The sequence below is a fragment of the Vibrio rotiferianus genome, assembly GCF_002214395.1.
Lineage (GTDB): Bacteria > Pseudomonadota > Gammaproteobacteria > Enterobacterales > Vibrionaceae > Vibrio > Vibrio rotiferianus.
Window position 1 is genome coordinate 609,582 of sequence record NZ_CP018312.1, and the last position, 14,171, is coordinate 623,752.

Consider the following 14,171-nt stretch of genomic DNA (forward strand, 5'->3'; position numbering starts at 1 on the left):
GAAGGCTCTTTGAAATTTAAACCAGTTGTACGTTGTTTGAATGAGTTGCGTATATACTTGCATAATTCGTATTTGCGAGGACGTAATATGATCCAAGAAATCATAGAAAAGAAGCTACATAGTGAGCTGCAGCCTAGTTACCTAAAAGTGATTAACGAAAGCTACATGCATAATGTTCCACCAGGCTCAGAAAGCCACTTTAAAGTGATTGTCGTATGTAATGCTTTTGACGGTCAGCGTTTAATTGGTCGTCACCGACAAGTTAACCAAATCTTGGCTGATGAACTTGATAATCACATTCATGCTTTGGCGATTCATACTTACACTGAAGCTGAGTGGCATGAGCAACAAAATGGTGCGCCAGATAGCCCAATGTGCATGGGCGGAGGGCGCTAAAGTATTGATAAAAGAAGATGACGAGAGTCATCTTTTTTTATTTTACATTTTTACGGGGACACAATGTGGTACAAAAGCTGGTTAAAAAATGTGTTAACAGTGTTTCAACAAATAAATAGAAATTTCTGTTTGTTTCAAACCATGAATGTATCACTAAATAGGTATTCGTAGAGGACGATGCAATTGTGCGATGGTTCAAACTTATGACTATTCTTTAGCCTTTTAGATCTGATTCGGTCGAAATAAAACCACTATTGCTATCATTGGTCATGGCATCAAGTTCCCAAAAAATGCTAGACTACTGCACCTGATAAATCTCGCTCAAAAAATGTGATGAGATTTTTAATAGGATGTTGCGATTTTGATGTTTTAAACAGCATCAAAACCGGACACTGATGTCGTGTCTAAAAGTTACGCAATCAAAAGAATCTTTTTCCCGATAAAAGTAGTGCAAGTGCGTATGATTACAATAAAGAAGGGCTTGGATCTTCCTATCGCAGGAGCTCCATCCCAGGTGATTAATGATGGTAAGACCATCAAAAAAGTCGCCTTGCTTGGCGAAGAGTACGTTGGCATGCGTCCTACCATGCATGTCCGCGTTGGCGATGAAGTGAAAAAAGCGCAAGTTCTTTTTGAAGACAAGAAGAACCCTGGCGTTAAGTTCACTGCTCCAGCAGCCGGTAAAGTGATCGAAGTTAACCGTGGCGCTAAGCGTGTACTTCAATCTGTAGTGATTGAAGTGGCAGGCGAAGAGCAGGTTACATTTGATAAGTTCGAAGCAGCTCAACTAGCAGGTCTAGATCGCGAAGTGATCAAGACTCAATTGGTTGAATCTGGCCTTTGGACCGCTTTACGTACTCGTCCGTTTAGCAAGGTTCCAGCAATCGAGTCTGCTACTAAGGCTATTTTCGTAACTGCAATGGATACTAATCCACTAGCAGCACAGCCTGAGTTGATCATCAATGAACAACAAGAAGCATTCGTTGCAGGTCTAGACATTCTTTCAGCCCTGACAGAAGGCAAGGTTTACGTATGTAAATCTGGCACTAGCTTGCCACGCTCTTCTCAGTCTAACGTAGAAGAACACGTCTTCGATGGCCCTCACCCAGCAGGTCTTGCTGGCACCCACATGCATTTCCTATACCCAGTAAATGCACAAAACGTGGCTTGGAGCATCAACTACCAAGACGTTATCGCGTTCGGTAAGTTATTCCTAACTGGTGAGCTATACACAGATCGCGTTGTATCTCTTGCTGGTCCTGTAGTGAATAACCCACGTCTTCTTCGTACTGTTGTAGGTGCTTCTCTTGAAGACCTAACTGACAGCGAATTGATGCCAGGCGAAGTTCGTGTGATTTCAGGCTCGGTACTTTCTGGTACACAAGCGTCTGGTCCACATGCTTACCTTGGCCGTTACCATCAGCAGGTTTCTGTCCTGCGTGAAGGTCGTGAGAAAGAACTGTTTGGCTGGGCTGTTCCTGGTAAAAACAAATTCTCAATCACAAAATCTTTCCTTGGTCACATCTTTAAAGGTCAGTTGTTCAATATGACAACGACAACTAACGGTAGTGATCGTGCAATGGTTCCAATCGGCAACTACGAACGTGTAATGCCACTTGATATGGAACCTACTTTGCTACTTCGTGATCTATGTGCCGGTGATACTGACAGTGCTCAAGCGCTGGGTGCACTTGAACTGGATGAAGAAGATTTGGCATTGTGCACCTTTGTATGTCCTGGTAAATACGAGTACGGTCTGCTACTTCGTGAATGCCTAGATACCATTGTGAAGGAAGGGTAATCCATGCTTAAGAAATTCATAGAGGATATCGAGCATCATTTTGAACCAGGCGGTAAACACGAAAAATGGTTTGCACTGTACGAAGCAGCAGCAACACTTTTCTACACGCCAGGTCTAGTAACAAAACGTAGCTCGCACGTTCGTGATAGCGTTGACTTAAAACGTATCATGATCATGGTTTGGTTCGCGGTATTCCCAGCAATGTTCTGGGGTATGTACAACGCGGGTGGCCAAGCTATCGCAGCACTTAACCACATGTACGCTGGTGATCAACTAGCGACAGTTATCGCAGGTAACTGGCACTACTGGCTAACAGAAATGTTTGGCGGCACCATCGGTGCTGAAGCTGGTGTTGGCAGTAAGATGCTACTAGGTGCGACTTACTTCCTACCGATCTACGCAACAGTATTTATTGTTGGTGGCTTCTGGGAAGTACTTTTCTGTATGGTGCGTAAGCACGAAGTTAACGAAGGCTTCTTTGTAACTTCTATCCTATTCGCACTTATCGTTCCACCAACGCTACCTCTATGGCAAGCGGCACTAGGTATCACATTTGGTGTTGTTGTTGCTAAAGAGATCTTCGGTGGTACAGGTCGTAACTTCTTGAACCCTGCTCTTGCGGGTCGTGCTTTCCTATTCTTTGCTTACCCAGCACAAATCTCGGGTGACGTAGTATGGACAGCAGCTGACGGCTTCTCTGGTGCAACTGCTCTTAGCCAATGGGCTCACGGCGGTAGCGGCGCGTTGATCAACAACATCACTGGCGCTCCTATCACTTGGATGGATGCTTTCATCGGTAACATCCCTGGTTCAATTGGTGAAGTATCGACTCTAGCTCTAATGATCGGTGCAGCGATGATCGTATACATGCGAATCGCTTCGTGGCGTATCATTGCGGGTGTAATGATCGGTATGATTGCAGTGTCAACACTATTCAACGTGATTGGCTCTGACACCAACCCAATGTTCAACATGCCTTGGCACTGGCACCTAGTTCTAGGTGGTTTTGCATTCGGTATGTTCTTCATGGCAACAGACCCTGTATCAGCTTCATTTACCAATGGCGGTAAGTGGTGGTACGGCATCCTAATCGGTGCAATGTGTGTGATGATTCGTGTAGTTAACCCAGCTTACCCTGAAGGTATGATGCTGGCGATTCTATTCGCGAACCTATTCGCACCTCTGTTCGACCATGTGGTTATCGAGAAGAACATCAAGCGGAGACTAGCACGCTATGGCAAGTAATAACGACAGCATTAAAAAGACGCTGGGTGTTGTTATCGGGTTGAGCCTTGTTTGTTCAATCATCGTATCAACAGCAGCCGTAGGCCTGCGTGACAAGCAAAAAGCTAACGCTGTCCTAGATAAGCAATCTAAGATTGTAGAAGTTGCTGGCATTGAAGCAGACGGTAAAAAAGTACCTGAGCTATTTGCACAATACATTGAACCTCGTCTAGTTGATTTCAAAACGGGTGACTTTGTAGAGAAAGCTGAAGATGGCTCTACAGCAGCTAACTACGACCAACGTAAAGCCGCTAAAGATCCAGCTGAGTCTATCAAGCTAACAGCTGATGAAGACAAAGCTAAGATCCTACGTCGTGCTAACACAGGTATCGTTTACCTAGTGAAAAGTGGTGATGAAATCTCGAAAGTTATCATCCCTGTTCACGGTACAGGTCTTTGGTCAATGATGTACGCATTCGTTGCGGTTGAAACTGACGGTAACACTGTGTCTGGTATTACTTACTACGAGCAAGGTGAAACTCCTGGACTTGGTGGTGAAGTAGAAAACCCAGCATGGCGCGCTCAATTCGTTGGTAAGAAACTATTCGATGAGAACCACAAACCAGCAATCAAGATTGTTAAAGGTGGTGCTCCAGAAGGTTCTGAACACGGCGTTGATGGCCTATCTGGTGCGACACTAACTGGTAACGGTGTTCAAGGTACATTTGACTTCTGGTTAGGTGACATGGGCTTCGGTCCTTTCCTAGCAAAAGTTCGTGACGGAGGTCTGAACTAATGTCTAGCGCACAAAACATTAAAAAGAGCATTATGGCGCCGGTGTTGGATAACAACCCGATCGCGCTGCAGGTTCTTGGTGTATGTTCTGCTCTTGCAGTAACAACTAAACTAGAAACAGCATTTGTAATGACACTAGCGGTAACGTTTGTAACTGCACTGTCGAACTTCTCTGTTTCTTTAATCCGTAACCACATTCCTAACAGTGTGCGTATCATCGTTCAGATGGCAATCATCGCATCACTAGTAATCGTGGTAGACCAGGTGCTTAAAGCATACCTATACGATATCTCTAAACAGCTATCTGTATTCGTAGGTCTGATCATTACGAACTGTATCGTAATGGGTCGTGCAGAAGCATTCGCAATGAAATCTGCGCCAATCCCATCGCTAATTGATGGTATCGGTAACGGTCTTGGTTACGGTTTCGTTCTTATCACTGTTGGTTTCTTCCGTGAGCTATTTGGCTCAGGCAAACTATTTGGCCTGGAAGTTCTACCTCTAGTGAGCAACGGTGGTTGGTACCAGCCAAACGGTCTGATGCTACTTGCACCATCAGCATTCTTCTTAATCGGTTTCATGATCTGGGCTATCCGCATTATCAGACCTGAACAAATCGAAGCGAAGGAGTAAGGACGTCATGGAACATTACATCAGCCTGCTAGTTAAATCGATTTTCATCGAAAACATGGCACTGTCTTTCTTCCTAGGTATGTGTACTTTCCTTGCCGTATCTAAGAAAGTTAAGACTTCTTTCGGTCTAGGTGTTGCAGTTGTGGTAGTACTAACTATCGCGGTTCCTGTGAACAACCTAGTTTACAACCTAGTTCTGAAAGAGAACGCGTTAGTTGAGGGCGTAGACCTTAGCTTCCTAAACTTCATCACCTTCATCGGTGTAATCGCAGCACTTGTACAGATACTAGAGATGGTTCTTGACCGTTTCTTCCCACCTTTGTACAACGCGCTAGGCATCTTCCTACCGCTGATCACAGTAAACTGTGCGATCTTCGGTGGTGTATCTTTCATGGTACAACGTGACTACAACTTTGCGGAATCTGTTGTTTACGGTTTCGGCTCTGGTGTGGGCTGGATGCTAGCGATCGTCGCTCTTGCAGGTATCCGTGAGAAGATGAAGTACTCAGATGTACCTCCTGGTCTACGTGGTCTAGGTATCACGTTCATCACTGTAGGTCTAATGGCGTTAGGCTTTATGTCTTTCTCTGGTGTTCAACTGTAAGTCGGGTAAACCGCAACAATTAAGGAATAGTCAATGGACATTATTCTTGGTGTAGTGATGTTTACTCTGATCGTACTTGCGCTAGTACTAGTGATTCTTTTCGCTAAGTCTAAGCTTGTACCAACAGGTGACATTACAATTTCTGTGAACGATGACCCTTCACTGGCGATCGTTACACAACCAGGTGGTAAGCTACTATCTGCGTTAGCTGGTGCTGGCGTATTCGTATCTTCTGCTTGTGGTGGCGGTGGCTCTTGTGGTCAGTGTCGCGTAAAAGTTAAATCAGGTGGTGGTGACATCCTACCTACCGAGCTTGACCACATTACTAAAGGTGAAGCACGTGAAGGTGAGCGTCTAGCGTGTCAGGTTGCAATGAAAACTGACATGGACATCGAACTTCCTGAAGAAATCTTCGGCGTTAAGAAGTGGGAATGTACTGTTATCTCTAACGATAACAAAGCAACATTCATCAAAGAGCTTAAGCTACAAATCCCAGATGGCGAATCAGTACCTTTCCGTGCTGGTGGTTACATCCAGATTGAAGCGCCAGCTCACCACGTTAAATACGCTGATTTCGATGTACCTGAAGAATACCGTGAAGATTGGGACAAGTTTAACCTGTTCCGCTACGAGTCTAAGGTAAACGAAGAAACGATCCGCGCATACTCTATGGCTAACTACCCAGAAGAGCACGGTATCATCATGCTTAACGTGCGTATCGCTACGCCGCCGCCAAACAACCCTGACGTACCACCTGGTATCATGTCATCGTTTATTTGGTCTCTAAAAGAAGGCGACAAGTGTACGATCTCTGGTCCATTTGGTGAGTTCTTCGCGAAAGACACTGACGCTGAAATGGTATTCGTTGGTGGTGGTGCAGGTATGGCTCCAATGCGTTCTCATATCTTCGACCAGCTGAAACGTCTGCACTCTAAGCGTAAGATGTCATTCTGGTATGGTGCACGTTCTAAGCGTGAAATGTTCTACGTAGAAGACTTCGATGGCCTAGCGGCTGACAACGATAACTTCGTATGGCACTGTGCACTGTCTGACCCTATGCCAGAAGATAACTGGGATGGTTACACTGGCTTCATTCACAACGTTCTTTACGAGAACTACCTACGTGATCACGAAGCGCCAGAAGACTGTGAGTACTACATGTGTGGTCCACCTATGATGAACGCGGCTGTAATCGGCATGCTGAAAGATCTAGGTGTAGAGGATGAAAACATCCTTCTAGATGACTTCGGTGGTTAATCCCCCTAAGTGATTGAATCTATGGCTAGCTCTCTAAGAGCTAGCCATTATTTTTTGTAGAAATAGAAACCATATTCAACAGTTGCTATAGGAAATCGGTTTGTCTTGAGAGAACCCATTTTCCATATCAATTTAACGACAATAGGAGTAAACAAGTGAAAAAGTGGCTTGTTGCATTCGCTTCTCTATTGGTTCTAGCTGGTTGTGAACAGCCTGCAGATCAAGTTCATTTAAGTGGCCCAACAATGGGTACCACATACAACATTAAATACATCGAGCAAGATGGCCTGCCATCGCCTGAAGTTTTGCAAACAGAAATCGATCGCCTACTTGAAGAAGTGAACGATCAGATGTCGACTTACCGTGAAGATTCAGAGCTTAGCCGTTTTAACCAACACCAGACCAGTGAGCCATTTGAAGTATCTCCGCAAACAGCAACGGTAGTGAAAGAAGCGATTCGCTTGAACGGTCTTACTCTAGGCGCACTAGACGTAACCGTTGGCCCACTAGTGAATCTTTGGGGCTTTGGTCCAGAAGCGCGTCCAGATGTGGTTCCGACAGATGAAGAGCTAGCAGCTCGTAAAGCAAACACAGGTATTCACCACCTTTCGGTTGAAGGCAATAAAATGTCGAAAGACATTCCAAACTTGTACGTTGACCTATCGACTATCGCAAAAGGTTGGGGTGTTGATGTGGTTGCGGATTACCTACAATCACAAGGCATTCACAACTACATGGTAGAAGTTGGTGGTGAAATGCGTTTGAAAGGTATTAACCGCGAAGGTGTGCCATGGCGTATTGCCATTGAAAAGCCAACTGTTGATGAGCGCTCAATTCAAGAAATTATTGAGCCTGGCGACATGGCAATTGCAACAAGTGGTGACTATCGCAATTACTTTGAGAGCAATGGTGTGCGATACTCTCACATCATCAATCCGCAAACAGGCAAACCAATCCATCATAAAGTGGTGTCTGTAACGGTACTGGATAAATCGTCGATGACGGCTGATGGTCTTGCAACCGGCCTTATGGTACTAGGTGAAGACAAAGGCATGGAAATCGCGAACGAAAATAACATTCCTGTTTTCATGATTGTGAAAACGGATGATGGTTTTAAAGAGCTGGCTTCGGAAGCATACAAGCCGTTCATGAAGAAATAACAACAGAAGTGAGCATGTCCTTATGAGTACATTTCTAATTACTTTTGCTGTTTTTGTTGCGGTGATTGCAGCGATGGCAGTGGGTTACATCTTCCAAAAGAAGGTGGTAAAAGGCAGTTGTGGTGGTCTTGGTGCGGTTGGTATTGAGAAGGTATGTAACTGCCCAGAGCCATGTGATGCGCGTAAGAAGCGTGAAGCTCGTGAAGCTGCCCGCGCAGAAAAGCTGGCTGCATGGGAAAAAGATCGCATTGCTTAATCAGCGATAGCAAGAATGATAAAACCCAGCTAATGGCTGGGTTTTGTTTTTTAGGCTTTATATCAAGAGGAGAGGCTTACTGATAAATAGTTTGGTTTCGCCCATTCCCTTTTGCTTGATATAAACGGTCGTCTGCCACTTTAATCTGTTGGTCAAGATCACCTTCAACACTCGCCACACCAACACTAATGGTCACTTGAATGTTCTTATCTTGATAAGGAATAGGGGTCTTCTCCACTCGTTGACGCATTTGCTCCAAGCGGGTCACAAAATCTTCATAACTACCGCACGCTTGAATACAAAACTCTTCGCCGCCGAAACGCGCAATCACATCATCTGGGAAATAGATTTTTAATATATTCGCGACCATAACGAGTGCCGCATCGCCACCATCGTGCCCGTAGTTATCATTCACTTTTTTAAAGAAGTCGATATCTAACATGGCAATATTACGTTTTTCGCAACCATCACAAGCTTGGCCAAACAGGAAGCGGCGATTCCACAATCCAGTCAAAGCATCTTGGTTTGCCATTCTAAACAGTTCTGTTGTTGCTTCCTTCATATCCAGTATTTGATGAACACGGCAGAAAAACTCTTCCTGATTAAATGGCTTATATAAGAAATCATTAGCGCCGGCTTTGAGGAAGCGAGCGGTCATTGTGTGGTCATCACTTCCAGAGATACCAAGAATAGCGAGTTGGTTTTTATCAAAATTCTGCCGTAATTCACGGATCATTGTAATGCCATCTTTTATTGGCATGTCATGATCGGTGAGTATAAATGTGATGTCGGGATTTTGTTCTATTAACTCAATCGCTTGTTGGCCATTCTCAGCCTGAAGTGTTTGGATATATTGGTGCTCTAACAACTGCACAACGTGGTGGCGAACAGTCATTGAGTCGTCTACAACCAAACACTTATGCTGCTGGTTATTTGTTAAGCGCTTAATGAGAGGAAGTAGGTAAGAGACAGAAGCCATGCTGTCTTTCAGTATGTAATCCAATACACCTTTCGCTAGCATCTGCTCACGAATATCTTCTTGGAACATGGCTGTTAGCACGATAACTTTTTGGTTATGAGATAACAGCAGATCAATAATTTCGCCATCTTGAGCATCTGGCAAACAGTAATCTAATACAGCGCACAACAGCTCTGGTTGTGAAGCTAAGGTTGATTTCGCTTCATCATAACTTTCAGCAGCAAGTACTTCGTAGCCCGCTTTCGTTAATATTTGCTGCAGGTAATTTCTATAAGCACGGCTGTCTTCGACAACCAAAATTCTCTTACTCAAAAAGTTTCCCTACTTTTGTATATAAATTACTTTTAATGTTATAGAGCTCAATAATAATAGAAAGTGGGGTGATTACCATGAAAAAATTCTTGGCTCTGGCTCCAGATAACACTATTTTAAATGCGCCTATTTATCGCTATACTGTTTTTTTAAACAGTGTTATTTGTGTGTAGATCGTGCAAGAACGAGTAAGAAAAATCATTCACGTTGATATGGATTGCTTTTACGCCGCTGTAGAAATGCGTGACAACCCAAGTTACCGAGGGACGGCTCTTGCTGTCGGCGGTCATGAGAAACAACGTGGGGTGATCAGTACGTGTAATTATGAAGCGCGCAAATTTGGTGTTCGTAGTGCGATGCCAACAGCGCGTGCGCTCCAGTTATGCCCGAACTTACTCGTGGTTCCCGGTAGAATGCACGTCTATAAACAAGTTTCCCAACAGATACGCGCCATTTTTGAGCGATATACCCCGCTAATAGAACCGCTGTCTCTCGATGAAGCTTATTTGGATGTGACTGATTCTAAGATGTGCCGAGGCTCTGCGACCTTAATCGCTGAGTCAATTCGCAACGACATATACTCTGAGTTGGGATTAACGGCATCTGCCGGTATTGCGCCGATTAAGTTTCTCGCCAAAGTCGCCTCTGATATGAATAAGCCTAATGGTCAGTTTGTGATTCCGCCAGAGAAGGTTCAAGAAGTGGTGGATAAACTACCGCTAGAAAAGATTCCCGGTGTTGGCAAAGTCAGTTTGGAGAAACTACACCAAGCAGGCTTCTACCTATGTGAAGACATCAAAAACAGTGATTACCGTGAGCTGTTGCGCCAATTTGGGCGCCAAGGTGCGTCCTTGTGGAAGCGTAGCCATGGCATTGATGATCGCGAAGTGGTGGTCGAGCGCGAACGTAAATCGGTTGGGGTAGAGCGTACGTTTAGCGAAAACATTGCTACTTATGATGAGTGCTGGAAGGTGATTGAAGACAAGTTGTACCCTGAACTGGAGAGACGTTTAGAGAAAGCCAGCCCAGATAAATCGATCATCAAGCAGGGGATCAAGCTCAAGTTTGCTGATTTTCAACTCACAACGATCGAGCACATTCATCCTCAACTTGAACTCGAAGACTTCAAAGTGCTGCTAAGAGACATTCTCAAGCGCCAAAACGGCCGAGAAATAAGGCTGTTAGGCCTGAGTGTGATGCTCAAGCCTGAACAACAAGCGCGTCAATTGAGTTTCTTCTAAGCTCGTGCTAACTCAACCTGCTTTAGTACCAGTGCAAAAGAGACATTCGCCATTGAACCATAGCCTCGCAGTTTGCTGGCTTTAAGCTGAGCAATGATTGGCGTGCTGATCCCACACAGGAAGCGCGCCACAGCGGCATTGCTAATCACCGTTGGTGAAAGTTGGACAAATTCATCAACCCAAGCGGATAGGTGAGTCAACTCAGGTTGTACTTGTTGTGGCTGAGGGAATGATGCGACTTGTCCACGACACACAGAACAGTGGCCACATTGCGTTGGTGCATTGTGATCAGCAAAATAATGCGCTAACTGATAGCTCAAGCAGTCCGATGATTGGAACAGATTCAACATAGTATGAATTCGTTCAATGTCTTTCTGTTCTTTGGATTGGAACAGCTCAGCCAAATGCTGAGAAATCGCTTCTTGATTTTGAGTCGCAGGGAGAACCGAATACACATCCGTGAGCTGTTTGCTTTCTAATTCAATCCAACCGTTTTGGTGGAAGTAATCAAGCGCCGCAACTACACGACTACGCTCAGATTGATAGTTCACCCACAAGGCTTCTAAATCCACTTGGCACCACACTTTCGCTTTGGTTGAACAAGCAAAAATAGCTTCAACAAACTGACGTCGTTCACCTTGGAACTGATTGAGGATAAAAGATTGGTCTTGTAAGAACTTGAAGCGATATTCCGCGAAATAGCTGTATTTGGCTTCAATCACTTTTGCCAACTCTAGGTAAACCAACAAGGTCTTTAGTGGCAGTTGGCGAATATTGCTGTCGCGAGATAAGCGTAGCGCCATCACTTCCCACTGAGGCGTGTTCTCGCGAATTTGTTCTAATACATAATTGATTGAGCTTGGCTCTGGCGTGTCACCGTAAACAAAGTTCTCTAATACTGTTAAGCCAGAAGTATTCCCCAAAAGAATACACTCCGAGCGCTGCCCATCTCGTCCAGCGCGCCCGATTTCTTGTGCGTAGTTTTCGATAGATTTCGGTAAATCGAAGTGAATAACACGACGAATGTCGGATTTATCTACCCCCATACCAAACGCGATTGTGGCGACAATGCAGTCGATTTGTGAGTCCATAAACTGCTGTTGGATTTTCTCGCGTATGTCGCTTTTCATACCTGCGTGGTAAGCATGAGCATTGATGCCTAAACGAATCAGTGAGCTAGCAACTTGCTCTGCGGTTTGCTGTTGAGTTACGTACACGATACTCGGCAGTTTAGGGGCCGCAGTAATGATGTCATTCAGCTGTGTTTGCTTATTTTCTTCCTCGCAAGGCACCACAGAAATATCGAGATTAGAGCGATAGAAACCAGTAACCGTAATATTCTCGTCAGCGATATTAAACTTGCTTTGCATGTCTTCAATAACCGCAGGCGTTGCTGTTGCGGTTAGCAACAGGGTTTGCGGAATATTCAGTTCACGTTGGTATTGCGGCAGTTTAAGGTAGTCAGGACGGAAGTTATGACCCCATTCTGAGATACAGTGCGCTTCGTCGACCACCATTAGAGAAAGCGGAATTTGACGAATGAACTCGCGAAAACGTTCGTTCTTGAGTCGCTCCACCGAGATCATCAAAATCTTGATATGTCCATTCTTCACACCAGCCATCACCTGCTGTGCTTCTTCACGGCTTTGGCTACTGTCGATAGATGCCGCAGCAATGCCTCTGCTTTGTAAGAAGCTTAGTTGGTCTTTCATTAATGCAAGAAGCGGTGAAATCACCAACGTCAGGTGTGGTAACTGAGTAGCAGGAAGTTGGTAGCAAAGCGATTTCCCTGAGCCAGTTGGGAAGATGGCAGCGGCTGAGTGTCCGTTCATTACTGCTTCAATCACCGGTTGTTGGCCGGATCTTAATGAGTCAAACCCGAACACGGATTGAAGCGTTTGCTGAAGCGAGTCACTTTGCATAATAGGGAAACCTTGGTTTGATGATAAACTGGGCTACATTAACACACCCTGAGTGCCAAACGCGCGCCCTAAAAGTATGAACAAAGTCGATTTAGTCCAAATAATCATTCAACAACTCGAAGATAAACTGCAAGTTGCTCATGCCTCGACGCAAAGAGCTATTGACGCTGCGACCGATGAAGAGACCGTACCTGAGCACAAGTACGACACATTAGCGCTTGAGGCGTCATATCTGGCACACGGGCAAGCAATGCGTGTACAAGAGAGTGAAGAAGAGCTTCGCCAGTACCGCACTCTTGTGCTGCGTGATTTTTACGATGCATGTATTTCGGTTGGTGCTTATGTGGAATTAGTGGACGAGAATGATGTTGAAAAAGCCTTCTTTATTGGCCCTTGCTCCGGTGGACTAACCGTTGAATGGCAAGGCAAAGAAGTGTTTGTTCTCACGCCGAAATCCCCCCTTGGTTGTGCCTTGGTCGGCAAAGAAGAGGGGGAAGAGATTGATGTAAAAATTGGTGATAAAACAACTTGTTATGAAGTCGTGACGGTTTGCTGACATCTTATCCATAGTTGCTTGTTATAGTTAAACAGAATAACCATGAAAAAAGAGAAAGTAATGAAGAAACTGCTCACACTCTCATTGTTGACCATCAGCGCCAGTGGCTATGCAGCCCAGTGTCGCGTCGATATTAACAACGAAGTTCGTATGGATGGTCAGAACTTAGAAATCGTGCATACCAATGGTGAAAAAGCGGTTGTCGACGAAGACAATAACCTGTTTATCAAAGGCGAGCTGATCGAGCTTGATGATGATCAGAAAGCGGCCATCGAGAATTACCGCGAGAAGATGAATGCTTACATTCCGCAAGCAAAACAGTTGGCAAGTGATGGCTTAGCATTGGCAAACGACATTATAGATGACATCGCGGTTAGCCTTGATGCGCCAGATTCATTTGATAACGTGAAAGTCGCAGTAAAAGACTTCTTTGCCGATGTGGAAGCGCGTTATTACAAAGATGGTGATTTTATTCTGCCTGCTGATAGCTTTGATTCGATGACTGAATCATGGTCACAAGACTTCGAAAAAGCACAAGAAATCTTTAACAAAGAATTCCTAACCAGTGCATTTGATGCATTGTCTGCCAAGATGAAAGAAGACGGTGGTTTGAACCTAACTGCGCTGTCTGAAAGCATGGCCGAACTGCAAGCTAAGGTACAAGAGCGCCTAGCAGAACATTCGAAAGACGTAGAAAAACAAGCGGAAGATTTGTGTGAATCTCTGGATGATATGGCGGGTGAAGAACAAGACCTACTGAAGAAGATCCCAGAGCTGAAAGATTACCAAGTCTTCACAATATAAGAAGTTTGGGAAGTGGTGGAATAGCGCGCTAATCTGTACCCACCAAGACTTATAAAAAGGGTCGTTGAGTCATCAACGGCCCTTTTTGTTTTTTAGTCGTTTATTGTTGTACGTAGAAATTTACAAACTGAATATCTACTAATTGTTCTAACTGTCGAGTAATTAACCTAATCGCTCTTGTTGAGAAGATGATATTGCTATAGTGTACTAGTTAGCTAGTTCATTGATATT

14 protein-coding genes are annotated in these 14,171 nt (G+C 44.6%); 12 read left to right on the plus strand and 2 right to left on the minus strand.

The genetic code is table 11. The annotated features are described in order from the left end of the window. The first annotated feature begins 87 nt into the window (after positions 1 to 87). The 9 genes from BSZ04_RS11865 to nqrM all read left to right on the plus strand — a co-directional run bounded on the left by BSZ04_RS11865 (position 88) and on the right by nqrM (position 8,126). A complete protein-coding gene (locus tag BSZ04_RS11865; RefSeq protein ID WP_010449838.1) occupies positions 88 to 396 on the plus strand; it encodes a BolA/IbaG family iron-sulfur metabolism protein in 309 nt (102 codons plus the stop codon). A 460-nt stretch (positions 397 to 856) separates the two neighbouring features. After that, positions 857 to 2,197 (plus strand): Na(+)-translocating NADH-quinone reductase subunit A, encoded by a 1,341-nt coding sequence (locus tag BSZ04_RS11870; protein ID WP_038885204.1) that lies wholly within the window; start codon positions 857 to 859, stop codon positions 2,195 to 2,197. Between the two features lie 3 nt (positions 2,198 to 2,200). Beyond that, entirely contained in the window at positions 2,201 to 3,442 is a 1,242-nt protein-coding gene (locus tag BSZ04_RS11875) for an NADH:ubiquinone reductase (Na(+)-transporting) subunit B (RefSeq protein WP_010449833.1), read from the plus strand. Further along, entirely contained in the window at positions 3,432 to 4,217 is a 786-nt protein-coding gene (locus BSZ04_RS11880; RefSeq protein ID WP_038885205.1) for a Na(+)-translocating NADH-quinone reductase subunit C, read from the plus strand. The genes BSZ04_RS11875 and BSZ04_RS11880 overlap by 11 nt, the downstream gene beginning before the upstream one ends. Beyond that, positions 4,217 to 4,849 carry an NADH:ubiquinone reductase (Na(+)-transporting) subunit D gene (locus BSZ04_RS11885; protein ID WP_005436651.1) on the plus strand — a complete coding sequence of 211 codons (633 nt, stop codon included), beginning with the start codon at positions 4,217 to 4,219 and terminating at the stop codon, positions 4,847 to 4,849. The genes BSZ04_RS11880 and BSZ04_RS11885 overlap by 1 nt, the downstream gene beginning before the upstream one ends. A 7-nt stretch (positions 4,850 to 4,856) precedes the next feature. Continuing rightward, complete coding sequence (nqrE, locus tag BSZ04_RS11890; protein WP_005436652.1) at positions 4,857 to 5,453, plus strand: NADH:ubiquinone reductase (Na(+)-transporting) subunit E; 597 nt, start codon at positions 4,857 to 4,859, stop codon at positions 5,451 to 5,453. A 33-nt stretch (positions 5,454 to 5,486) separates the two neighbouring features. After that, positions 5,487 to 6,710, plus strand: a complete 1,224-nt coding sequence (gene nqrF, locus BSZ04_RS11895) for an NADH:ubiquinone reductase (Na(+)-transporting) subunit F (protein WP_005436653.1) — start codon at positions 5,487 to 5,489, stop codon at positions 6,708 to 6,710. 155 nt (positions 6,711 to 6,865) lie between these two features. Beyond that, the gene (locus BSZ04_RS11900) at positions 6,866 to 7,870 is read left to right on the plus strand and encodes an FAD:protein FMN transferase (RefSeq protein ID WP_038885206.1); all 1,005 of its coding nucleotides are present in this window, start codon (positions 6,866 to 6,868) and stop codon (positions 7,868 to 7,870) included. A 22-nt stretch (positions 7,871 to 7,892) separates the two neighbouring features. Beyond that, positions 7,893 to 8,126, plus strand: a complete 234-nt coding sequence (gene nqrM, locus BSZ04_RS11905) for a (Na+)-NQR maturation NqrM (RefSeq protein ID WP_005436655.1) — start codon at positions 7,893 to 7,895, stop codon at positions 8,124 to 8,126. Between the two features lie 76 nt (positions 8,127 to 8,202). Here the strand turns inward: nqrM and BSZ04_RS11910 are convergent, their stop codons facing one another. Continuing rightward, positions 8,203 to 9,417 (minus strand): diguanylate cyclase, encoded by a 1,215-nt coding sequence (locus tag BSZ04_RS11910; RefSeq protein WP_038885207.1) that lies wholly within the window; start codon positions 9,415 to 9,417, stop codon positions 8,203 to 8,205. A gap of 176 nt (positions 9,418 to 9,593) precedes the next feature. Between BSZ04_RS11910 and dinB the strand changes: the two genes are divergently transcribed. Then, on the plus strand, positions 9,594 to 10,658 hold the full coding sequence (gene dinB, locus BSZ04_RS11915) for a DNA polymerase IV (protein WP_082038831.1): 1,065 nt from the start codon (positions 9,594 to 9,596) through the stop codon (positions 10,656 to 10,658). On the opposite strand, the gene BSZ04_RS11920 is transcribed toward dinB, so the two are convergent. Then, complete coding sequence (locus BSZ04_RS11920; RefSeq protein ID WP_088880463.1) at positions 10,655 to 12,580, minus strand: RecQ family ATP-dependent DNA helicase; 1,926 nt, start codon at positions 12,578 to 12,580, stop codon at positions 10,655 to 10,657. The two genes, dinB and BSZ04_RS11920, sit on opposite strands and share 4 nt — an antisense overlap. 76 nt (positions 12,581 to 12,656) lie before the next feature. Between BSZ04_RS11920 and BSZ04_RS11925 the strand changes: the two genes are divergently transcribed. Beyond that, entirely contained in the window at positions 12,657 to 13,136 is a 480-nt protein-coding gene (locus tag BSZ04_RS11925) for a GreA/GreB family elongation factor (protein WP_088880464.1), read from the plus strand. A gap of 60 nt (positions 13,137 to 13,196) precedes the next feature. Next, positions 13,197 to 13,940: a YggN family protein gene (locus tag BSZ04_RS11930; protein WP_088881591.1), complete on the plus strand. Its 744-nt coding sequence runs from the start codon at positions 13,197 to 13,199 to the stop codon at positions 13,938 to 13,940. Positions 13,941 to 14,171: the final 231 nt, after the last annotated feature.